The sequence below is a fragment of the Nostoc sp. genome (assembly GCF_036917675.1).
GTDB lineage: Bacteria > Cyanobacteriota > Cyanobacteriia > Cyanobacteriales > Nostocaceae > Nostoc.
The window spans coordinates 430,325-454,197 of record NZ_JBALCT010000074.1 but is presented as its reverse complement, the minus strand read 5'-3'; the positions used below and the strand labels follow the sequence as shown (position 1 = coordinate 454,197).

Genomic DNA, 23,873 nt, shown 5'->3' with positions numbered 1-23,873 from the left:
ATTATGATTAAAGTTGCTTTATTACATTTTTGCTTTGAAGACTACACGATTGAACTAGCAAACAGTCTGGCTAAATATGTTGATTTAACGCTAATTCATCCAGAAAAAGTGTCAAATGTCTGTAGGAATGTTCTTGATTCCAGTATCCGCGTCATTAGCTTTAAAAAACCACGGATTCGCGACCCGCGCAACCTGTTGGCTATGGGCACTATGATGGATATCATCAAAGACATACAGCCAGATGTTTTACATGTGCAAGAAACTAATGATCCTTGGTACGATTGGACTTTGTTACTTAACAAGATGCCACCATTGGTGACAACTATCCACGATATATTCCGTCACCCAGGTGATAAAATTGCTGTGTTTGGTTCCGATTATACTAGGCGTATTGCCTTCTATCGTTCCCAACAATTGATTGTCCATACTCATGAACTAAAAAAGATTTTAATTGAACAATTTCGTATACATCAAGACCGAGTCAATGTTTTACCTCATGGAGAACTTGGTAGTTTGTATCAGCGTCGGGGTAGTCTAAATATTCAAGCCCGTGAGCCATATACATTGCTATTTTTTGGACGCATCTTGCCTTATAAGGGATTGAAATATTTACTTGAGGCTATGCCCTTAATTGCTGAATCTATACCTGAAGTCAAGCTGATTATTGCTGGAAGGGGAGAAAACATCATGCAGTATTTCCCTAATGGTTATGATGAAAAACGTTACGAGATTATCAATGACTTTATCCCCATTGAAGAAGTAGGTAATCTATTTAAACGCAGCACATTAACAGTTCTGCCATACATCGAAGCGTCTCAAAGTGGTGTGGCAGCTTTATCTTATGGAATGGGAACGCTGGTTGTAGCTTCTGAGGTAGGGGGATTGAGTGAGATAGTTCAGCATAAAAAAGATGGGTTGTTAGTTCCACCTCGTGATGTTAAAGCTCTAGCTGATGCCATAATTTGTTTGTTAAGCGATCGCGACTTGCAAGAACGTATGCAAACTGCGGCACTAGTTCGTTGTCAAGAAGATTTAAATTGGTCAAATATTGCTGCTCAAACAGCCCAAATTTATTATAGAAAAATGAATATGCAAAATATTACTTAATTTATGAGAAAACTACTAATTTATGCGGAGCAGGGATTCACAGTTGTAGCCTTGCTAGTTTATTCAGGGGCAATCTTAACTCTCATCCTGTCAGGGGGAGCAGGACAGGATGAGGCGGTAGAATATGATAGCTCCTTGAATCGGATTGTTTTTTTCGTCATCTATGCAATTACCTTATTACTACTAGTTTTGCGTTGGAAGAAAACTCTTTATGTCCTTGTCTTTAGTAAAGATATCTTCCTTTATTCTTTATTAATGTTGGCTGCTGTTTCTATTATTTGGTCTTTTGAACCCTCAACAACATTAAAAAATAGTTTGACTCTCATTGGTTCCAGTTTATTTGGTCTGTATTTTGTTTCGCGATACAGCTTAAAACAGCAATTCTATTTACTTGCTTGGACTTTTGGGATTATTATAGTGTTGAGTTTCATTTTCGCTCTAGCCTTGCCTAAATACGGGATACAGAGCGACCTTGGTAAACCACTGTGGCGTGGAGTTTTCACGCACAAAAACGGTTTGGGAGGAAGGATGGTAACCAGTAGTATAGTTTTTTTAATCCTTGGTTATCAACGAAGTCAAAGACATCGTTGGCTTTTCTGGGGGGGGTTTAGCTTGTCAATACTACTATTACTGCTTGCTGGTTCGACTTCATCTGTATTTAATCTATTAATTATAGTATTGGCATTTTTTGCTTTTCAAATTTGGCGTTGGCCATACCAGGTGATGGTACCAACCCTAATAATGATGGCAACTATCAGCCAAACTTTATATTTTTGGTTATCTAATAACGCTGGTGTCCTGTTAAATTCAATTGGTAAAGATGCGACACTGACGGGTCGAACAGACTTGTGGCCATTAGTAATCGATATGATTTGGAAACATCCTTGGATCGGTTATGGTTATGGCGGATTCTGGCAAGGATGGGATGGCGAATCTGCTTATATTTGGCTCAATGCTGGATGGACCCCAAACCACCCCCACAGTGGTTATCTGGCTCTTTGCCTTGATTTGGGTCTTCTAGGGTTAGGGTTATTCTTCTTAGGATTTTGGCGCAGTTACATGCAAGGATTCATTTGGATGCGTGGTAGTAATAGCGCATTAGATATTTGGCCACTTATACATATGACATATATATTTATAGCTAGCCTTACTGAATCTAACTTACTGGAATCGAATAGTTTGACTTGGATACTTTATGTAGCGGCATGTTTCTCAGTGAGAATGAAACATGAAAAAGAAATAAAATCATGAAAAAAAAGGTCAATTCATAGCATAGATATTGCAAAAAGCCTCTGAAGCCATTGTTTTTGTGCTTGACATTTATCCCAAATGAAAATTGCTATAATCGTTTTCTGAGCAGGACAAATGAATCCTTTCCAGGAAAACCTTCCAACTCTACAATAAAGTAGAAAATAATCGGATTTTAACAAGATTTCATGCAATTACTTTGGTCTTTTAAAAACAATGATAAATTCTGATTCTTTTGTTGAGACATTAACCCAGGATAGCCCAATTATTGAAAAAGTACAGCCGATGTGTCGAACTAAAACTATCAAGATTATCCTGTTAGGTCCTAGCTTACTCCAGCAGGGTGGCATTTCCAATTACGAGAAGCTTTTTTTGGAGTATGCTCCTTCTGAAGTTGACATCTGTCATATTATTACTCACCAAGAAGGAGCTATAGCAATCAAAATCATGGTATTCTTGAGCGCTATATATAAATTTTTGTGGATGTTAATCAGGGAAGAAGTTGATATTGTTCAACTTGAAATTTCACAGCGCGGCAGTGTTTTACGACAGGCAATTATGGTACTTTTAGCTTGGGTATTTCACAAGCGGATAATTCTACATGCTCACGGTAGTCAATTTCATGTTTTCTATGCTGAACTTGCAAAATGGCTACAGCAATTGCTAAGTTGGGTATTTTGCAAGTGTCAACGCTTAATTGTATTATCCGAAAGTTGGAGAAGTTTCTACATAGAAAACCTTGGTCTGAAGCCTGAACAAGTTGTAGTTTTTTATAATCCAGTAAAAATTCCTGCTGAAGTTCCACACCGTTCAGGATCTAAAAAAGCAAACTTACTTTTTTTAGGACGAATTGGTAAACGTAAAGGCGCATTTGATTTGATCGAAGCCTTTTCTCTTTTGCCCAATGAACATAAAAGTATATCTAGTCTGATCATGGCAGGAGATGGAGAGATAGAACAAGCACGCAATTTAGTTACGACTTTAAATTTAGAAGATTATATCAAATTGCCTGGCTGGATAGGTTCACATGAACGTGATATTCTTTTAACTGAAGCAGATGTTTTTGTATTGCCCTCTTACAATGAAGGTCTTCCATTATCAATGCTGGAAGCAATGGCCTGGGAATTACCAGTCATAGTTACACCAGTAGGAGGTATACCTGAAATAGTTACTCAATCTGAAAATGGATTAATCGTTAATCCAGGTAATGTTCAGCAGTTATCAGATGCCATTAAGTCTTTGATTGAAAATGAGACTCTGAGGCTTTCTCTAGGATCTAAGGCGAGAACAAGTGTTTTTCCTCTTGATATTAAAAATCACTGGCTTTCTTTCCTTGATTTATATCGTTCAGTGTTAAATTCAGATGATCAATTGAGTGTAAACAGCTAATAACTGTAAGACTAAAAGTGGTGAGGATGCAAATATATAGGTTATGCAGCCCAGTTTTACCAGGTATGACTAGAAGTTACCCAAAGTAAGGTAGATTTTATAATTGACAAGTGAGTGTTTTACTAAACTAATTAAAAATTGAGATTATTATGGCATCACCAAAGAAAGTACTAATTATCGTTGAAAATCTGCCAGTTCCCTTTGATCGGCGGGTATGGATGGAAGCAACTACTTTGCAAAAAGCTGGGTATGAAGTTACCGTAATTTCACCGACAGGTAATGGTTTTGAAAAAGACTACGAAGTTATTGAGCAGATTCACATCTACCGTCATCCTTTACCACCGGAAGAAAGTTCGGTCATTGGCTATCTCCGAGAGTACAGTTGGGCGATTAACTGGCAATTCCGTCTAACTCAAAGGGTATGGCGAGAGCGTGGTTTTGATGTTATACATATTTGTAATCCGCCGGATTTACTTTTCTTAGTAGCAGGATGGTTTAAATTATTTCATGGCACATGGGTGATCTTTGATCATCATGACCTCAGTCCGGAGATGTATGAAGCTAAGTATCAACGGCGCGATATTTTTTATCATGGATTACGTTGGGCTGAACGGTTGACCTATGCCACAGCAGACATGGCAATTTCAACGAACGAGTCACACCGAGAAGTAGCTCTTAACCGTGGGCACAAGAAATCAGAGAAGGTCTTTGTAGTTCGCAGTGCGCCTGACCTTTCGCGCTTTCGCCGAATGCCACCAAACCCCAAATACCGTAGAGGTAGAAACTATTTGGTAGGGTACATGGGTGTGATGGGCGAACCAGAGGGAATTGATTATCTCCTGAGAATGGTAGATTACATTGTCAAGAAAAAAAATCGCTCTGATATTCACTTTATGCTGATCGGTAGTGGACCTGCGGCTGAAAAACTCAAGGACTTATCTAAAGAGTTAAAAGTGACTGAATTCGTAGAATTTACAGGGTTTAAGCAAGGGGAAGAACTTTTAGAGCGGCTTTCCAGTTGCGACGTGTGTGTAGAACCGTCTCCAACATCTGCTTATAACGAAAACTGCACGATGAATAAAATCCTCGAATACATGGCGATGGGAAAAGCAATTGTCCAGTTTGATTTGCGAGAGGGAAGACGTTCTGCACAGGAAGCATCTCTTTATGCCAAGCCTAATGATGAGGTGGAGTTTGCAGACAAAATTCTGGAGCTTCTAGATTCTCCTGAACGTAGAGAAAAGATAGGAGCCGAGGGGCGACGCAGAATGGAGGAGATCCTGGAGTGGCAATATCAAGCTCCGAAACTGTTAGAGGCTTATGATAAAATCTGGCAAAGCTAGTAGCTACTTTTCAGAATCACTATTAAGTGAGCTTGAGTAGTGAGTAGATGTTATGGTCAAAAATTGCCGACTGACTAGACGGCAAGTGTTTTACTTGGCTGATGAACTTTGGGTAGGCTAGCATGAGTGATTTGACAAGTGGTAGAGCCATATAATATTATTTCTTTGAGGAAAAATAATTAAGCCTTTGATAATCCAGAAATAAATTTTAATCCTAATGGCTAATGGCAAAAAGTTTTTAACTGAACGTCCTACTGCTCAAGGGTTGATTTATGCTGTTGCAGTTAGGATACCTTTAACTCACCCAAATCCTAAATTTATCAAAGTTTTTGCTCAATAGCTCAATAACTGTGTCAGATTTGTGCCCCAAGCAAATGGGAACTAAATTTTTAACTCCAATAGTCTATACTATTTGTAAAATCATATCAGTCTTGTCAATTGCACTGGTTTGCCACTGCTCTAAGTCAATTTTTAGTTTCTTGCTTAAGACCTGTACTTTGGAAGATTTATGTCAGAAAAATTTATGGAATCTAGAGAATCTATTGATTTAGACCTTAGTCGTTACTTATTGATATTGAAACGATGGTGGCGACCTGCTACTGCGATATTTGTAGCTACAGTTATGCTCAGTGCTATAGCTACACAATTTATGAAGCCATCCTATGAGGCAGAAGGAAAACTGTTATTCAGAGTTCCCGCTTTTAAAGTAGCTGGAACTAGCCTTTCGCCTAGTTTCGCTGAAGGAGGAGACACAGGAGATTTGAAACCCTTGGTAGCAACTCAAAATCCTATAAGCAGTCAGATAGAAGTTATTTCTTCGCCTACTTTTTTGCAGCGGACAATAGACAAACTACAACTCAAAGACAACGAAGGTAAACCTCTGGAAGTAGAAGCGCTACTAAAAGCCCTGACTGTAAAAATTCTTGGTGGGACAGATGTCTTGCGAATTACCTATAGCAGCCATGACCCTGAAGAAGCATCGGCAGTGGTCAACACAATTATGAATTTTTATTTAGAAAATGATATTACGACAAATCGCTCTGAGGCGGGAGCAACTCGTCAATTTATGGCCAAGCAGCTTCCTAAAACTCAAGCTGCTGTTGATAATGCAGAAGTAGCACTACGTATATTTAAACAAAAGCATCAGATTGCAGATTTAACAGCGGAAACACAGTCAGCCGTTACGACTATTGGAAATCTAGACAGTGAGATGGATACTGTTAAGGCTCAACTGGATGAGGTAAACGCCCAAACCAATGAACTGCGGCAGAAAGTAGAGCTAAATTCTCAGGACGCGATCGCTGTGAGTGCCCTTAGTCAGTCACCGGCAGTACAGGGAGTTCTGACACAACTTCAAGACACTGATCGGCAGTTAGCGGTTGAGCGTAGCCGTTTCTTAGATGACAACCCCGTAGTTATTAACCTAGAAGCAAAAAAAGCTAATTTAAAATCTCTCCTGCAACAGGAAGTTGGTCAGACTATTGGCAATCAAAGAGAAGTTCCCCAGAGTCAATTGCAGGTTGGCCAACTCAGACAAAGCCTTATCCAAAGTTTTCTCCAGTCAGAAATACAGCGTTTTGGCTTAACTAAAAGACTCTCTTCTCTATATAATTCCCGTTCTAGCTACGAACAGCGAGTGAAACTCATACCCCAGTTGGCACAGAATGAGCGGGAGTTAGAACGGAAAGTTGAAGTCGCAGAATCGACCTATCAAACTCTATTGAAAAAGGTTCAAGAATTACAGTTAGTTGAAAATACTAATGCAGCTACTTCTCGGATTATTTCTCAGGCTTTAGTACCCAAAAAGCAAGTACTAATCAAAAAAATAATTGTTTTGGTGCTAGGAGTGCTGTTCGGTTTATTCTTTGCTACCACAACAGTGCTCTTCCTATCAATGAGAGATAGATCTCTAAAAACACTTAAAGAAGTTAGAGATGTATTTGGATATACTTTGCTGGGAATTGTTCCTTTGTCTGTTAAAAAAGTTCGCTCCCGTTATTCAAATGCAGAATCAGCAGCTCAAACAATTGCCGTCAGAGACACTCCCCATTCTTTAACGAGTGAAATGTATCGGATGATTCAAGCCAATCTGAAATTCCTGAGTTCAGATAAAGTACTCAAAACGATTGTGGTAACTAGCGCAGTTCCTAAAGAAGGCAAGTCTACAGTTTCAGCTAATTTAGCGGCAGCGATCGCTCAACTAGGACGTAAAGTTTTATTAGTTGATGCAGATATGCGAATTCCTTCTCAGCATCATCTCTGGCAACTAACCAATGCAGTTGGTTTGAGTGAGGTTCTTGTAGGTCAGGCTGAATTTGAGATTGCTGTATCTAAGGTAATGGATAACCTTGATGTTTTAACTGCTGGAGTTAGACCTCCCAACCCACTTGCTTTGCTTGACTCAAAACGGATGGCATCACTAATTGAAAATTTCTCATCTCAATATAACTATGATTTTGTGATTATTGATGCTCCTCCCCTCCTTTTGGCAGCTGATGCTTTGACTTTAAGCCAAATGACTGATGGGATTTTGTTAGTAGCTCGACCAGAGGTAATTGATTCTAACAGTGCAGCTGCTGCTGAAGAAATGCTAGAGAGATCCCGTCACAACGTCTTAGGTTTAGTCGTGAATGGTATTATTGATAAAAATGAATCTAGTAGTTATTTCAACCATGCTAAAGAATACTTTAGTCATCAAGATTTGACAAAAGTGGTTAAGCAACAAAAACGTATTCCAGACAAAAGCTCTGTATAAACGAGGATTTTATCTCATAAGTGAACTGAACACCATAACTGGTATATGATGTCTGTTTAATTAGCCAGAAAATAATAAGCCTGCCTTCGTAAGTTTATTATTTTTAGGACTAGCCCTTTGAAGGCCAGCATACAGGAGAATTCAGGAGCAAAGCCGGAGACGCTCACGCGAGGCGAGGCGTCAGAATTCAGAATTAAAATAGGCTATGTGCCTAGCTTTGAGGCTTAGATGGTGTAATTCACCTTCCTTGAAATCTGCTGTATGTACTATCAAACTTTTTACGGCATTTCAGGCATCGGCTGGAATTCAACAAAGAATTTATGCATTAAACTCCAAATTTTTTGAGTGTAAATTAAGCGATGCCTAGGTTGGGCTACGCCTACGCATACGCCAACATACCAAAGTCGGGTTAAAACGTCATTTATTTAATAGTACAAACGTTCAGCTTGAAAGGGCTAATTTTTAGGACTTATGGATTGTACAAAACAATCATGGTATGCATTTACCAAAATAGGCCGTTTTAGGCTTTTATTAATCATTATTTGATGGTAGATATACCCGGCGTAGGGGCAATTTATGAATTGCCCCTAGTACAGATATCCGTTTTCCGACTATACATATTTTGGTTCTCTTGTCAATGCGTAAGTCCTAATTTTGTGTATGCGTAGACTTAAGCCTGACGGAACTATCGACAGATAGCAGGACATGATATAAATATTACCGATATTCGTATGCCCCAATATCATATCTACCAGCACGACGAGGTTTACCTGTACAATCAGTTTTCAAATCCTTCCAATAGTAACCCCTATTGATCGCCGCACTCCTTGCTTTGAGTCTAAAGTCAGCATTTGAGGGATTCATAAAGTCTGCATCTCCAATCATATCATTAGCTCCCATCACAGTGATCACAGCACCCTTGGTGTAAAGATTATAGTCATAGGTGACGTTGGTATTCCTCGTGTTGCTGTTCGCCTTTTCACCAGGGTTAGTAGAGATAATATTATTGAAAATCTTGACATCAGATGAATAACCAGCATATATTTGCCCTTTTTTAAGGTTTTTACTTTGCCCGTTCTCATATGCCGTGTTGTTGACAATATCGATATGCTCACTCTCATGGGTATGAATACCCGAACCGCCATTCTTGTAGCTGATATTGTTTGCAATTAAAGTTCGTCCTCGATATGGACCATTCTTACCAAGTTTTGAAACATCGACAATAATGCCATTACCGTCTGAGATTGTTCCAGATCCAATCCAGGGAATGTACATGCGATTTCTGTAGACCTTGTTGTTGGTCACAAACATCTTGTATCCCCGGTTGTTGTCAGTATTGCAATTCATCAACAACGAAATGCCACTGTTACCATAGACACTATACCAGGCGTTATTAAACACAGTGTTATTATCCACCTTTACATAATCAGCCCCGATTACTGAGATACCTCCTGCTCCACAGTTATGCACTTTATTGTTTAAAATATTTATGTGATGAACAGGACGATCGCGTCCCTCAATGCTTATGCAGCTTCCATTTGTACGCGGATTTGATGAGTTCCACTTCTGACTTAATGCATAACCAAGGCTGATGTTGGCATTATTCCCTATGACCTCTAGCCCGTTGATCTCGATATATGAAACTCCATTTGACAACCCGATACCACTCCATGTATTATGCTTAATTTTTGGGAAATGTCCAGGATATGCTTTATACCTAATCCATGCTTTGGCATTTCCAGAACGTTGAATACTTACCACACTGCCAGCATTGCGTGAATTTGTGTACACTCCGTTCATAATCAATACTGTGTCGCCAGGGTCTGTCAGATCTGCTGCCCTTTGAATTGTTCTAAAGGCGGATGAGGTAGTGAGTCCGCTATTTCTGTCGTTTCCATTACCACTAACATAGTATGTTGTCGCAGTTGATACTCTGCTGATCAGCTTGCGGCTAGGTAGTCGCATTTCTTGAACAGTCGATGACTGACGAACATCTCTAACTAAAGACTCTGTTATTCTCTGTCCTTGAACCAGACCTGTTAATGCCCAGGGAAGTACAAGAGATGCGCTCAAACTGAGAAAACTGAAACCATGAATCATCATAGGGAAAAATAGGGTATGTTGTAAAAACTGAATCGTCAACGGTCAGTAGCTCTAGCCTTAGTCAGTAACTCAGTATTCGATCCGGTCGTGTAACGGTTGAGTACAAGTTAATACACGATTTTTGGGGCTTATGCCTGGGTATTTTCGCGTAAATATGGATGAAATACATTTTTAGCAAGAGAGGCAGTAGGCAGGAGGAATACTGCACTTCAGCAAGGCTCAGTGACCACTCTCTCTCTGTCTCGTGCCGCGACCTCTCTGGTGAGCAAGGGTTTAAGCCCCACTCCAAATCTCTGATTTGGTGTCCTGCAATCAGTGTAGGTCTGAAGCCTACACTACAAGATTAACCTCCTGCCTCCTGCCTCCTTCACCCTGTGTTCTACAAAACAATAACTATCTGGTAAAAGTACTGAAAAAAACTTATCAGTACCCAGAGTTAGCCATTAATGGACACTAAGCAACCGTACAAATGGCATCATTTCCAATTCGACATCATTCTACTGTGTATAAGCGGTATCTGTGGGTAAGATAGTATATCTGTTATCAATTGGTTAATTTACTTAAATAATTCTTATGATAATGAGAATCAATAAAAACCCAAAAAGAAGGCAGAGAGGATCATTTATCGCCTCTGCCTTCTAAAATATTCTCATTATCATAATCAACTTGAGTACTTACAACAAAGTGTGTAAAAAAATCCTGTTAGCGAAGAATAAAGCCAAAGTTGCTACGGCACAAGGCTTTTAACCAAAAAATCATGATTAATAGCATTCTGTTAGAAAATAAAGGCTTCAATCCTCTTCCTATATAAGGCAATACGCTTGGGTTAAGGCTTTTGGCACTAACCCAAGCATATTGCTATATAAGGTTTAAAAGTTAGCTTCGATTTTTAGTTAGCGAGAGTGATGGAAGAGCGATATTAACTCTTGACTATTGAGCTTTGATTCAAGGATAGTGCAATTTTAGGGACGAAAAGGGTTGACCAACGCCCCCAATTTGCATCTATCTCTTAAACTAGAGTCCGAACAAGTTCAGAAGATTCAAGACAATACCTAGAGGTCCAGTTACAGTGTTTACGGTATCGCCAAAAGCAGCTGCACCAGATCGGCTGACTACTACAACATCATTATTGCGGAGTATGGGATTAGTTTGCTCATTAATTCCGGCGGAGAAATCCACTTTTACTATACGTTTAGTGACAGAACCATTAGGGTTGAGGCGAATCAAATCAACAGCCTTACTACTAGCTCTGGCATCATTAAATCCGCCAGCAGCGAGTATAGCTTGATTTAAAGAGCTATTCGGCTGAACGTCTGTTAACCCTGGTTTTTTAACTTCGCCTACCACACCAACTTGAATGCGTGTAGGAGAGAAAGTAGTGGTAGCTAATTGAGTCGCTTCTGCGGGGTTGATTTCAGTTGCTGTCGGAATAACAATCGTATCTCCATCTTGCACAATGATATCTTGATTGGCGTCACCACTCTGCAATAGTTGCCAAAGATTGATATCTATAGCTTGTTCTGAGCCAGTTCTTGTCGGTCGGCGTAGCTTGAGATTACGAACATCAGCCTGTGCTGTAATTCCCCCAGCTAGTTGAATTACCCGCGTCACATTTGGTAAACCAGTGGGACTGGCAGTCCCACTGTTAGTGGTTGCGCCTCCTTGGGCATCTGTATTTCCTGAGGTGACAAGATACGAACCAGGACGGTTAACTTCACCAATAATTGTGACTGTGCGGGGTGTGGTTTGGCTGGCGGCAAAGTTAGCTGCAAATATATTGCGGGATTCTGCAACGTTGAAGTTGGTTGCAGTTGGCACAACTATAGTGTCTCCATCCCGTAAGGTAATATCCTGTGTTAATCTGCCTGTTTGGATGAGTTCCTTTAAATTAATGCTGACGGTTTGCTCTGAAGAACGTCCTATTTTACGCCGTAATTGAACTTGAGTCACATCCGCAGCCAAGGTTACTCCTTGCGCTGTTGTCAATGCGGCCAATATAGTGGGATATTGTACGCCTGGATTGTTCCCTGCGCCTCCGCTCAAGCTCAGGGTATAAGCTCCTGGACGTGTCACCTCTCCGGCAACGAAAATATTAATCGGGCGAGGCGATAACAAATTGACTGAGATTAAGGGACGTTTCAGGAAGCGAGCATATCTTCTAGCAATTTCGTCAGCAGCCTGTTCAGTTGTCAGACCGAGAACTGATACACTGCCAATTAAAGGCAGGTTGATCGCTCCACCTGGCGGAATTTGGTATTCACCTGTATATTCGGGGACTTCAAATACATTTACACGGATGAGATCCCCGCCTCCTAATGAATAATTAGTATCTAATTGTGTTGATGTGGTTGGTGTTTGTGTAGTTGGTGGTAATGGTTGTCCCTGAGCTAGAGTGACACATGGCACAGCGACATTGACAGCACTTAACAAAGCCACACCCACAACTGGCTGAGTTAGAAATTTAAACAAACTTGTGTTAAGCATATTTACCTGAGACTATGAAACTACGATCAATAAAGTACTGTCTAAACATTTTTATTTTGACTATACCTAAGTATTCAAGTTCCCCGACACTCTTATTTTCCTCGAAAAGTGCGATTTTCCGGAGGAAGTTTGTTTATTGAATTTGAATTTTTAGTGAAGTTAACTTAAAGTTAATGCTGCGGAAATAGAGCAATTATCAAAAAATATAGGATTTACGCAACTAAACGCAGTTTATACAATAATTTTTTTGTTAACTAATAAATATAAATAACCTTGATAACAGATCGGAATTTTATTTTGTCTGGGTTTGCGTTGAGAAAGCTCAACTCAAAAAGGCAGAAGTTTTGGATTTTGTTCCTCAACATAACCCACAATTTACTCTTTGGCAAGAAGCAAGAAGACTAATTGAGTGAGTTATTTTTTCTTTGGATTTGTTGAATAAAAAACTCTTCTAGGGAGTGACGGGACAAATTCATTGCAATAATTTTACCTTCCATGAGCCGAAGACTGGCGAGGAAATCATAATAATCATCTTGTAATGTACCTTGCCAGGAACCATCAGGCTCAAATCTGAGAGTGGGTATCCATTTTTTGAGAATTTCCCAGTCACCACCTTGACCTTTAATGTGATATGTGTTTTCCCCACCTAAGAGTTCATTGAGGGAACCAGAGCAAATTAGTTCACCTTCAGCGAGGATGGCAATGCGATCGCAAATCTGTTCTACTTCACTAAGAACGTGGCTGTTGAAAAAAATTGTCTTCCCGACGGCTTTGAGCGCTAGGATAATTTCCCGCATTTGGTAGCGTCCTACAGGATCAAGACCAGACATTGGTTCATCGAGAAAAACCAATTCTGGCTCGTTAATTAGCGCCTGTGCCATACCAACACGCTGTAGCATTCCTTTAGAATAGCGGCGCAGTAGCTTTTTTTTGGCATCGGCTTGGGATAAACCCACTAATTCCAGTAGTTGGGGAATGCGTTGGCGTTGCACACTTTGGGGAATTTGAAATAGCCCAGCAGCTAGCTGCAAAAATTCCCAACCGGTGAGATAGTCATACAAATAGGGATTTTCGGCCAGATAGCCGATATGTTGCTTAATACTGCGATCGCCTAGTGGCTCACCCAATAATAATCCCCGTCCAGAGGTCGGACGAATAATTCCCAGCAACAATTTTAAAAGAGTGGTTTTACCCGCACCATTTGGCCCGAGCAACCCAAAGGTTTCGCCTTTGTAAACTGTTAAAGAACAGTTTTTGAGACATACGACTTTTTGATTTAGCCAAAAACCAGTGCGATAGACTTTTCGCAACTCAGAAGTTAGGACTACTGGCGGAGTGTCTGTCGTATTAAGTTGAGAATCAGGGTTATCTGCAACAGACTTCATCTCGGTTAAATCACTAATTACCCAGTAGGCTGATAATAACCATCAGCAAGCAGTGTGTCAATTATTGGGCATTGGGCATTGGGGAAGGATAACTAACGTCCCATGCTCAATGCCCCATTTGACTGCTTTCATAGAACGCCTTTAGAACTGGGAATCACGCCAGCACGGCGGGGGTCGATTTCCACTGCTAGCCGCGTTGCCCTCGCAAACGCCTTAAATGTTGCTTCAATGATGTGATGGGAATTAATGCCATCCAATTGCCGAATGTGCAGTGTCATTTGGCTATGGTTCACGAGTGCTACAAAGAATTCGCGCACGAGTTGGGTGTCATAGGTTCCTACACGCTGGGTAGGAATTTGCAAGCCGTAGCTGAGGTGAGGACGTCCAGAAAAGTCTAGCGCTACCTGAACTAAAGCTTCATCCAGTGGTGCGAGAAAATTACCAAAGCGGACAATGCCTTTTCTGTCGCCTAGTGCTTGGTTCAAAGCTTGTCCTAAGGTAATGCCTACATCTTCGTTGGTGTGATGGTCATCAATTTCCCAGTCTCCCTTGGCTTGGACATCTATATCAATCAGGCCATGGGAGGCAATTTGATGCAACATGTGATTCAAAAACGGAACACCTGTTGCTGCTGTACAAGTTCCGCTACCATCCAGGTTGATGGTAACTTGTACATCAGTTTCACCAGTGGTGCGGTGAACAGTGGCAATCCGAGGAGTTTTAGTTGACTGGTCGTAGTTTGAATTAACTTTGCTAATTTGCATAGGGCATGGGGCATGGGGCATGGGGCATGGGGCATAGGGCACGGGTAATGGAAAATGAGGAATGGGCAAAAATTTTACTAATACTCAATGCCCAATGCCCAATTCCCAATGCCCCATGCCCAAATTATCTTACATTCCCATAATTTCATATCCTGCATCTACATATAGAACTTGTCCGGTAATGCCACTGGACAAATCACTACACAAGAAAGCCGCAGCGTTGCCCACTTCTAGCTGAGTAACGGTGCGTCTTAGGGGAGCTACTTGTTCTACATGATGAATCATATCCAAAATCCCGCCGACTGCTGAAGATGCCAAAGTGCGGATGGGGCCTGCGGAAATGGCATTAACGCGGATATTTTGCGGACCTAGTTCAGCAGCCAGGTAACGCACACTCATTTCTAACCCCGCTTTGGCAATTCCCATAACGTTATAGTTAGGGATTGCTCTGACACCACCTAAATATGTCAAAGTGACAATACTACCTCCCTCTGTCATCAAAGGTTTGGCTGCACCACTTAACTGCACCAGAGAGTAGGTACTGATTTCTAAGGCAGTGTTAAAGCCAGAACGAGAGGTTTGGCTAAAATCTCCAGTTAAATCGTCTTTGCTGGCAAAGGCTAGACAATGGATGAGGATGTCTAGCTTCCCCCACTGGTCGCGGATTCCCTCAAAGGTAGATTGAATCTGTTGATCATTTTGGACATTACAGGGAAGAAATAAGCTGGGGTTGAGGGGTTCTACCAACTCCGCGACTTTTTTCTCCATCTTGCCGCGTTCATCCGGCAGGTAGGTAATACCCAGGTTTGCTCCAGCTTTGTGCAGCTGTTGGGCGATGCCCCAGGCGATCGAGCGGTTATTGGCAATACCTGTAACAAGGGCATTTTTTCCAGTCAGATTTAGCATATAAATTCTTAATGCGATCGATCATTAGGAGCATACTAGAATCTGAGGCACGTTTTGTCTTTGTTTTACACAGGATTTGCAAAAATGAATATTGGTAAGAGTGTTTGCTTTAACAAAAATCTTGATTTTTCCTAAAGATATTGTGAAAATATCTTTATTTGTTCTTCAAAAAACCTTTTAAATACAGCTATTGGAACTACTTATCAACAATTAATAGCTGAAAGGATCAACAATTATGTATCATTATGAACAAAGAGTTATGAAGAGATTAGTTTGAGTATAGGAAAGTACAGAAACGTTGACGGTGCTTTATTCATTTTTCGGGTGTATTCTTAGGTAATCAGTTTTTGTTTTTCCGGCATTGGGTAGGGGAAGGGAGATGATCGTGACACAAGATAAAGCCCTAGCAAATGTATTTCGTCAGATGGCGACCGGGGCGTTTCCGCCAGTTGTGGAAACGTTTGAACGCAATAAAACGATCTTTTTTCCTGGAGATCCTGCCGAACGAGTTTATTTTCTTTTGAAAGGTGCTGTTAAACTTTCCAGGGTGTACGAGGCAGGAGAGGAAATAACGGTAGCACTGCTGCGGGAAAATAGTGTTTTTGGTGTATTGTCATTGCTGACAGGAAATAAGTCGGATCGGTTTTACCATGCGGTTGCATTTACGCCTGTGGAATTACTGTCAGCGCCAATTGAACAGGTGGAGCAAGCACTCAAGGAAAATCCCGAATTATCAATGTTAATGCTGCGAGGTCTGTCTTCGCGCATTTTACAAACGGAGATGATGATTGAAACTCTCGCTCACCGAGATATGGGTTCTAGGTTGGTGAGTTTTTTGTTAATTCTTTGTCGGGATTTTGGCGTTCCTTGTGCAGATGGGATCACTATTGATCTGAAGTTATCTCATCAAGCGATCGCAGAAGCAATTGGTTCAACTCGTGTTACCGTTACTAGGCTACTGGGAGATTTGCGTGAAAAAAAGATGATTTCTATCCACAAAAAGAAGATTACTGTGCATAAACCTGTTACTTTAAGTAGGCAGTTCACATAAAAACAATTGGAGAAAGGGGAGTCGGCCCTTGTTGTGTTTTGAAAGATGACACTAATAGCTAGAGGTAAATCTAAAATTGAGTAATTTCAGCTATTGTCAATTTCCACTTCTCCACAGACAATGCTTAAAAGTAGTAGGCTGTATCTGGAAGGATTTCGGTAGCTAAAGATGACCACCGGATACATCCTCATCGCAGCAATTTTAATTCTGGGAGGCGTAATTGCCACCGTGGGCGATCGCATCGGCACACGAGTTGGCAAAGCCCGCCTCTCACTTTTTAATCTCCGCCCGAAAAATACTGCTGTACTGGTAACTATTTTTACGGGTGGTTTGATTTCAGCATCAACATTAGGGATTTTATTCGCTGCCGACGAAGGCTTGCGAAAGGGAGTCTTTGAGTTAGAAGATATTCAAACAGACCTCAGACAGAAGCGGGAACAGCTAAAAACCGCCCAAACTCAGAAAAGTCAGGTAGAGAGTGAGCTAAATCTTGCAAGAATTGCCCAAGCAAAAGCACAACAAGATTTGCAGGTAATCAATCAATTCTTGCAGGCGGCAAATGCCAAACAACTCCAAACACAAGCTCAGTTGAACCGCACCATTAATCAACAAGCTCAAACTCAAACTCAACTCCAACGCACTCAAGGCCAGCTAAATCAGGTTGTAACTCAATACCAAAAAGCCATAGCTGAACTCCAAAGTGTTTATAATCAGAGAAAGCAGCTACAGGCGGCAGTTGAGCTATTGAAAACAGAACGTCAACGACTGTACGCTGAAGCTAAAAAAGCCATTGACGAAGCCAAAACAGCGATTGAAAAACGCGATCGCGAACTCGCTAACCGCCAAGAAGCAATAGAAGTGCGTGATCAAAAAATTGCCCAACTAGATCAACTGATTCAAAAGCGTAATCTAGAAGTTGCAGCGCGAGAGCAAGTGATTGCCACACGGGAATCGCGCCTCAAAGAATTGGAAGCACAACAAGAGCAACTAGAACTGGAAGTTGCAAGACTGGAAAAATATTATCAGTCCTACCGCGACCTACGTCTAGGTAAACTAGCCTTAGTTCGCGGTCAAGTTCTGTCTGCTGGTGTAATTCGTGTTACCCAACCTGGTGCTGCTCGTCAGACAGTGCTACAACTTTTACAAGAAGCCAATCGCAACGCCAACCTCGAATTAAGTGAGCCTGGTGGAAATGTTGCAAATGTAGTACTGCGCGTGACCCAGGATCGGATTGACCAGTTGAGCAAGCAGATTGGCGATGGTCAAGAATACGTGGTGCGAATTTTCTCGGCTGGTAATTACGTTAGGGGAGAAAAGCAGATAGATTTTTTCACCGATACAGCCCGGAATGAATTGGTTTTTTCGGGTGGCGCAGTGCTGGCTACAACTACTACCGATTCCAAAACCATGACATCCTATCAGTTACAGCAGCGCCTGGAAATACTGATTTCTGCTTCCCAATTTCGGGCCCGTAACGCCGGAATCGTCGAAAATGTCCAAGTAGAGGGGACTTTTCTGCGCTTTGTCACCCAATTAAGACAGTATAATCAACCATTGGAGATCAAAGCGATCGCCGCAGAGGACACTTATACAGCCGGCCCATTGAGAGTAAAATTAGTGGCAATAGTCAACGGAAAAATTATTTTTAGTACTTAAAAAATTATTTGTACACTAAGATTTAAACATATTTGAACAGCAGCTAAAATGCTTACTGTAATTGAATTTCTTAATTCTTAATTTTGAATTTATTATGGATTTCCGTGAATTTTCACCAACGCAACCAGTCATCTTGGGGTTTGATCCAGGTCGAGACAAGTGTGGTTTAGCGGTGATGGGACTGGATCGGCAAGTGTATTATCATCAGGTCGTGCTAGCAAAAGAGGCGATCGCTACCATTGAAACACTGCGTCAAAAGTTTCCGATCTCTTTGATGGTCATGGGCGACCAAACTACAGCCAAGCAGTGGAGACAGCAATTATATCAGGAATTGACAGAACCTCTGAGTATTATTTTAGTGGATGAGCGTTATACAACCTTAGAAGCCCGCGATCGCTATTGGCAAATGTACCCGCCCAAAGGGCTAATAAAGCTATTACCAAAAGGTCTGCGACAGCCACCAAGGCCGATAGATGACATTGTTGCCATCCTGTTAATCGAAAGATACTTAAATCGCCTTACTGAATCAGCAGTCAGCCAATTATAGGTTGAATCGCTTCTAACTTCTAAAGTTCCGCCCGAATAGTAAAAGCATAGTCTCCTCCAGGCTCTAGCTGGTAATCTTGTTGCTCCAAAAATCGACCGAGGGGTTCTTTAATTAAGGCGCGGCCTTGGGAAGGCTTGACGGCAAGTTCTCCCCGGCGAAAATGCCACTGAAAATGCCATTCAAACTCACCCGCATTCACTTCGCCCTCAAGGAAGCCGTGTTGCCAGGATTGGCGGGTAATTCTGACATGGGCAATGGTTTCTGGCAGACGTTTTCCACTCACAATGCTATATGTCCAGTGTAGAATAACAGCCGTTCATCTAGGCTTCTTACTTTTATTTACCAAAATAGCTTAAATAGACAAACTGACAAAGTGAGTATTTATAGTTGACCAAAAATGCTGCTAATCGAGAATGCTGTAAAATTTTAGTTAAAAGTGACTCAAACTTACTTAATCTCGGCGTTCCGTGTCTATATAGCAATCCTAAATCATTTGTGATCGGCAAGATCCGTAACTTCCTAGAGAAGTCAGCGATCTATGACTTCAGTCTCTGAGCGCAGTAGTACTTAGTGCGGGTAATTTTTGTTAAAATCTTAGGAATGAGTCTATCCGATAAACTGCATATCTGATGCTACTTTCGTCAGTGTATTGTGGATTAATTGGGATTTCCTTGAATGATTTCAGCACAATTACAGCCCGATAAGCTTTAGAGTATTTAAATTGCTTTTCTTGGATATCAAAACGCAGAATATTTTCTAGTGGATGTTCGATAACTTCGTTGACACGCAAACTTTTACGTTCGATCAATACCTTATCAATACTCTTGTAGAAGGTGCAGATAGTTACAGGTGATGTTGCAAAATAAGCAGCGACCGCCATAATAATTAATATAAATAAAATTAATAAAGATAGATAATGCCGCTGATTTTGCTGCACTAATAAGGAAGTTTGCCCAGAGTTTATAAAATCGTTGATTTTAAAGATAATTTGCTCATTTTCTTGATAGCTAGCATGGGATAAAAGAGAAAAGTCTCTAAATGGAGTCACAATCATAACTTGATAAGTTTTCGAGCCTTTACTACCAGTCTTTGTCAGGATGTATGCTTCCTGGGGATCAAACATTTTGAGTTTCTCCATGCCTCCCAGCAAATTAAATCGCTTCAATTCACAGTTAATTTGGTTTGGTGAAGATCGAGTGCAGCTGAAACTAACTGAAGCAGAATCAAAAACTAAGCAGTAAATCAAAAAGCTTAAACAGATAGTAAAAATGCACCCACCACTAAACCAATAGCTGAGTGGTCGATGCTTGAGCTGCAATCTGGTACGGGTTTCCTCTACAATTTTCATCTGTACTTGTATATAGAATATTTAACCCCTAAGTAAAGTATTCCCTTTGTAGCCCATCCACTGATCACCAAGTCTAAGTACTAGGGAAGATTTCTGATGAATCGCTAAAAAACCTTTGGCTAACTGATGGATAATTGGGGCAGAAAGCTATAGCTAAAAGCATGGAAACCAAACAGCTAGGAAAAACTGGTATATTTGTGAGTGCGATTGGTTTGGGTGGTATGCCCATGTCAATTTCTAATCGCCCTGCCGAATCGCAATCAATCCAAGTTATTCATCGTGCCTTAGAGTTGGGTATTACATTTATTGACACTGCCGATTCTTACTGCAAAGATGAGTCAGAGAAGCACCACAACGAGCGGTTAATTCACAAGGCACTTAGTAGTTACAAAGGCGATGTTAGCCAAGTAACTGTGGCAACTAAGGGCGGGTTGATGCGTCCCAATGGCAACTGGACAGGCAACGGCAACCCAGAACATTTGCGCGAAACAATTAGAGTTAGTTTTGAGGCTTTGGGTGGTACCAAACCCATCGATGTTTGGCAATACCATTCTCCCGATACTAATTACACCATTGAAGAATCCCTTGCAGCAGTTAAAGAAGCGGTGGAGGCTGGTTTGATTCGGTTTGTGGGAGTTTCTAACTTTTCCGTTGAACAAATTAAGCGGGCGCGGGATGTGGTAGATATTGTCTCGGTGCAGAATCAATACAGCCCTTGGCAACGACAGCCAGAAAAAGATGGCGTGTTGAAGTATTGCGAACAGCAAGGATTGACCTTTTTGCCTTGGAGTCCCTTTGGTGGTAGTCGTCGCCATCAGGACTTGCAAGATATTTCTGCGATCGCTCAGTTAGCTAAAGAAAAAGGCGTGTCTGTGTATAATATCGTTTTGGCGTGGTTGCGTTCCAAGTCGCCCGCTATTTTGCCAATTCCTGGTGCTAGCAAGGTTTCCAGCATTGAAGACTCAGTACAAGCTATCAATGTGAAACTATCTGATCAAGAAGTGCAAAAAATTGATCGGGCAACTTAATCATTCCACTAGCTAACGTAAATTTAGTGAAAGTTGCGAAAGTTTTTCGTCCCTTGTAGGATGGGCATTACCATGCCCATCCTACTTACTCTGGTTTATTTATATAAAATCCACTGTAAATCTCACGCAAAAATGCTAAAAAGTACTTTGCTTGTTTGTGTCTTTGTGCAAGACTATTATCCAAGTAATTAATCTAAATATATGCAGCCCTATTTTGCAAATCACATTAATTATTTCTTCTCTGCTACCAAAATTCAAAATTTGTTTGCAAGTTAAGATTTACTCAATATCATTTTATCAATCATATCTAATATATCCAGGTCTATAGTCATATCAAACTTTCTGGCAAATAATTTTTCCGATTCTCTAAGTTTCTCAAAATCATTTTTTTCTAAAATTTTTGGGTGAAGGGCATTAACGTTAGACCACTCTAGATATGTCAAGCTAGTGTTAATAATTTTTTCCTTAAAAGGGGAATTTAAAATTAGGATCTGGTAAAACAATTCATCTGGACAATAAGTGTAATTAAAACGATTAACAAATTTAGGGTTTTGCTTAACAAAATCATTTATCCATTTTATGGATTCTCCCGTTAGACACCAAAATGCTGAACCTCCATAAAGAGCAAAGCCTTCAGGAAATTTATGTCTTTTCGGTAAAAGCAAAATCAACAATGAATATAAGAAAGAGTTAATGCGAGATTTAAACTCACGCTTTTCTGGGATACAAAAATCTTTATCTTTCCAACGGATATGCCAATATTCTAATCTTGTTAAACCTCCTTTATACCATTTTTTACAAGGTAGTGAGAAATACTCTATAAATTCTCTACCTTTATTTTTTTGGAGAAACTTATTAATCTGTTCATTTGACTTTATCAAATAGTCTTGACCCGATAATTGTATAACATAATCGAAAGAAGTACCTGTTTCAACTATTGATTTTATTCCTTTAAGGCTAGCTCTGACAATATCAAAACTTCCCCATGCTAAATGGTATCTTTTTATGAAAGAGACATTTGGAAAATCCTTGAGTTGAGTCAGTACGTGATGATAAATTTTATCATCCGCTTTTTTATCTATATGTATAAAAAATGAAACATCATCTGTGTTTAGTTTATAAATAAGACGTACTAATTGTTCAGGATATTTATGTGCCAAAATTACATATGCTATTTTCATAAAAACTGCCTAATTAGATAAATCAACTTTTTGAATAGTATTTTGCTTAATAGTTTTATTATTTTCATCTATCCTAGTACTTACGCTAATCCTCCAAGGAACACTCCTACAGTTCCGACTGTGGCTAGAAGTCGTACTAATCTCTAAGTTCTTGCAAAAATTTTTACTAACGCTACTGAGCTAGGCTCTTCTTCTATCTGATTATCGGTGTTTTAGGGGGTTATGAGGTTCTTAATTTTAAATTTCGAGTTTTGATAGCGCATAGCGTAGCACGAAATGTCATACTTTAAATTAAGCGAAGGGGTTGACGATAGCGCCACAATTGTTTTGCAGATTGGTAATAAAACCGAATTTACCAAAAGATTATGTTGATGGCGTTTGCTCTAAATACAGTATGAAAGTATAAAAAAATGCATAATATCAAAAATTCCAGAAACGATTTGTGGCAAAAAACATCATTTTCTACATGCTCATATATTAAGTCGTTACGTGATTACCGTCCACTTATTGTTCGTCGTGCTATACAAAGCTGGGCTAAAGTACTAGAGCTTCCTTTTGCTGAAAAAATATTTTTAGATGATAGTAGTCCTGATTTAAATGGAATAAAGCTACTTCAATCATCCAATCAAATCAATCGTTTTGATTGTGTAAGATATAATACTATGAGCCACCCCCCTCATAGTAATTTTGGAATTCTTATTAGTCTAAATCTTTGTAAATCTGATTATATTTTACATTTAGATGACGATATTGAAATAGTTGGAACACATCAAGACTGTATTAAGATATTGGAACATGGTCTGACTATTCTTAATGAAGATAAAAATATTATGGGAATAAATTTAATGCATGTAGATACAAGCACTGGGGGACAGTGGGGTTCTAGTAAAGATTATTTTGGAAGTGATGTTTTTGCTCATCCCATTCAATATTTTGGAAATTCTGCATCTTTAATTAGAAGGGAACTTTTAGAAGTCGTAAGTTTAAATAAAATTTTTAATTGGGGTAAAAAACAGCCAAATAATTGGGAAGAGTTAGTTTCCAATTCCGATGATACTTCTTCATTTCTTGTCGCTAAGGTTGGGACTCCTTTTACAGTTGATAAAGATGCATGGTTATTCAAAAGCACATTTAGTGTGTCTACTTTGGAAAGATATAAATATTTTTTGCTAAAGAAATTAGGTTTAAGCACGCAAGCATCCCAATTTTCTAATAAGATAAAAGAAAGGGAATATAATTCCCGATTGTAGCTTGCAACTGGTGTTTAAACTAAAAACAGGCGATCGGGAGCATGTCAACTTTGTTAGAACAAAAGAACTAAACAGGTTTTCTGATTGGCTGGTTTGATTGTTGAGTAAGGATTGATTTCTTCCTCTATTTTGATTGATTCTGCCACTATTCAATAGTTCATCTGTTCTAGCAAAGTTGACATGCTCCCCATCCCCCTCATGCAGAATAATCTCTCCTTTGCGATACCGTTGCACCTGAGTGTAGGATTGCAAACTTACTTTGTCTGCTATTTCTAAACCTGCAAACACAATAATTTTTGAAAGTTGTTCCAGAGATGCTTGCATGATT

The 23,873-nt window shown here is 40.1% G+C and carries 19 protein-coding genes and 1 pseudogene; 11 read left to right on the top strand and 9 right to left on the bottom strand.

Annotation, left to right across the window (positions count from 1 at the left end; translation table 11 throughout):
* The first annotated feature begins 3 nt into the window (after positions 1-3).
* The 6 genes from V7K31_RS31460 to V7K31_RS31435 all read left to right on the top strand — a co-directional run bounded on the left by V7K31_RS31460 (position 4) and on the right by V7K31_RS31435 (position 7,842).
* The gene (locus V7K31_RS31460; protein WP_335100434.1) at positions 4-1,107 is read left to right on the top strand and encodes a glycosyltransferase family 4 protein; all 1,104 of its coding nucleotides are present in this window, start codon (positions 4-6) and stop codon (positions 1,105-1,107) included.
* A 3-nt stretch (positions 1,108-1,110) separates the two neighbouring features.
* Positions 1,111-2,358 carry an O-antigen ligase family protein gene (locus V7K31_RS31455; RefSeq protein WP_335100432.1) on the top strand — a complete coding sequence of 416 codons (1,248 nt, stop codon included), beginning with the start codon at positions 1,111-1,113 and terminating at the stop codon, positions 2,356-2,358.
* A 213-nt stretch (positions 2,359-2,571) separates the two neighbouring features.
* Positions 2,572-3,744: a glycosyltransferase family 4 protein gene (locus V7K31_RS31450; protein ID WP_335100430.1), complete on the top strand. Its 1,173-nt coding sequence runs from the start codon at positions 2,572-2,574 to the stop codon at positions 3,742-3,744.
* 149 nt (positions 3,745-3,893) lie between these two features.
* Positions 3,894-5,087, top strand: coding sequence for a glycosyltransferase family 4 protein (locus tag V7K31_RS31445; RefSeq protein WP_335100428.1), 1,194 nt, complete (start codon positions 3,894-3,896; stop codon positions 5,085-5,087).
* Positions 5,088-5,304: 217 nt separating this feature from the next.
* Positions 5,305-5,427 (top strand): hypothetical protein, encoded by a 123-nt coding sequence (locus V7K31_RS31440; RefSeq protein ID WP_335100426.1) that lies wholly within the window; start codon positions 5,305-5,307, stop codon positions 5,425-5,427.
* Positions 5,428-5,595: 168 nt separating this feature from the next.
* Positions 5,596-7,842 carry a GumC family protein gene (locus V7K31_RS31435; protein ID WP_335100424.1) on the top strand — a complete coding sequence of 749 codons (2,247 nt, stop codon included), beginning with the start codon at positions 5,596-5,598 and terminating at the stop codon, positions 7,840-7,842.
* Positions 7,843-8,559: 717 nt separating this feature from the next.
* Here V7K31_RS31435 and V7K31_RS31430 read toward each other — a convergent pair.
* The 5 genes from V7K31_RS31430 to fabI all read right to left on the bottom strand — a co-directional run bounded on the left by V7K31_RS31430 (position 8,560) and on the right by fabI (position 15,484).
* Positions 8,560-9,915: a right-handed parallel beta-helix repeat-containing protein gene (locus V7K31_RS31430; RefSeq protein ID WP_335100422.1), complete on the bottom strand. Its 1,356-nt coding sequence runs from the start codon at positions 9,913-9,915 to the stop codon at positions 8,560-8,562.
* 1,044 nt (positions 9,916-10,959) lie between these two features.
* Entirely contained in the window at positions 10,960-12,429 is a 1,470-nt protein-coding gene (locus tag V7K31_RS31425; RefSeq protein WP_335100420.1) for an SLBB domain-containing protein, read from the bottom strand.
* Positions 12,430-12,830: 401 nt separating this feature from the next.
* Positions 12,831-13,814, bottom strand: coding sequence for an ABC transporter ATP-binding protein (locus tag V7K31_RS31420; RefSeq protein ID WP_335100418.1), 984 nt, complete (start codon positions 13,812-13,814; stop codon positions 12,831-12,833).
* A 128-nt stretch (positions 13,815-13,942) separates the two neighbouring features.
* Entirely contained in the window at positions 13,943-14,578 is a 636-nt protein-coding gene (gene hisB / locus V7K31_RS31415; protein WP_335100416.1) for an imidazoleglycerol-phosphate dehydratase HisB, read from the bottom strand.
* Between the two features lie 129 nt (positions 14,579-14,707).
* A complete protein-coding gene (gene fabI / locus V7K31_RS31410; RefSeq protein WP_335100414.1) occupies positions 14,708-15,484 on the bottom strand; it encodes an enoyl-ACP reductase FabI in 777 nt (258 codons plus the stop codon).
* Positions 15,485-15,863: 379 nt separating this feature from the next.
* Here fabI and ntcA point away from each other — a divergent pair, with 379 nt between their 5' ends.
* The 3 genes from ntcA to V7K31_RS31395 all read left to right on the top strand — a co-directional run bounded on the left by ntcA (position 15,864) and on the right by V7K31_RS31395 (position 18,738).
* A complete protein-coding gene (ntcA, locus tag V7K31_RS31405; protein WP_010998529.1) occupies positions 15,864-16,535 on the top strand; it encodes a global nitrogen regulator NtcA in 672 nt (223 codons plus the stop codon).
* A gap of 168 nt (positions 16,536-16,703) precedes the next feature.
* Positions 16,704-18,191, top strand: coding sequence for a DUF3084 domain-containing protein (locus tag V7K31_RS31400; RefSeq protein ID WP_335100412.1), 1,488 nt, complete (start codon positions 16,704-16,706; stop codon positions 18,189-18,191).
* Between the two features lie 94 nt (positions 18,192-18,285).
* A complete protein-coding gene (locus V7K31_RS31395; RefSeq protein WP_335100410.1) occupies positions 18,286-18,738 on the top strand; it encodes a Holliday junction resolvase RuvX in 453 nt (150 codons plus the stop codon).
* 19 nt (positions 18,739-18,757) lie between these two features.
* Here the strand turns inward: V7K31_RS31395 and V7K31_RS31390 are convergent, their stop codons facing one another.
* Positions 18,758-19,021, bottom strand: coding sequence for a DUF3146 family protein (locus V7K31_RS31390; RefSeq protein WP_334824830.1), 264 nt, complete (start codon positions 19,019-19,021; stop codon positions 18,758-18,760).
* 303 nt (positions 19,022-19,324) lie between these two features.
* Positions 19,325-19,861, bottom strand: a complete 537-nt coding sequence (locus V7K31_RS31385) for a hypothetical protein (protein ID WP_335100407.1) — start codon at positions 19,859-19,861, stop codon at positions 19,325-19,327.
* A 386-nt stretch (positions 19,862-20,247) separates the two neighbouring features.
* On the opposite strand from V7K31_RS31385, the gene V7K31_RS31380 reads away from it, so the two are divergent.
* Positions 20,248-21,114 carry an aldo/keto reductase gene (locus V7K31_RS31380; RefSeq protein WP_335100405.1) on the top strand — a complete coding sequence of 289 codons (867 nt, stop codon included), beginning with the start codon at positions 20,248-20,250 and terminating at the stop codon, positions 21,112-21,114.
* Positions 21,115-21,386: 272 nt separating this feature from the next.
* On the opposite strand, the gene V7K31_RS31375 is transcribed toward V7K31_RS31380, so the two are convergent.
* On the bottom strand, positions 21,387-22,295 hold the full coding sequence (locus V7K31_RS31375) for a beta-1,6-N-acetylglucosaminyltransferase (protein ID WP_335100403.1): 909 nt from the start codon (positions 22,293-22,295) through the stop codon (positions 21,387-21,389).
* A 410-nt stretch (positions 22,296-22,705) separates the two neighbouring features.
* Here V7K31_RS31375 and V7K31_RS31370 point away from each other — a divergent pair, with 410 nt between their 5' ends.
* Complete coding sequence (locus V7K31_RS31370) at positions 22,706-23,545, top strand: hypothetical protein (protein ID WP_335100401.1); 840 nt, start codon at positions 22,706-22,708, stop codon at positions 23,543-23,545.
* Between the two features lie 189 nt (positions 23,546-23,734).
* Here the strand turns inward: V7K31_RS31370 and V7K31_RS31365 are convergent.
* Positions 23,735-23,869: pseudogene (locus V7K31_RS31365) on the bottom strand (Crp/Fnr family transcriptional regulator); the annotation flags it as partial.
* Positions 23,870-23,873: the final 4 nt, after the last annotated feature.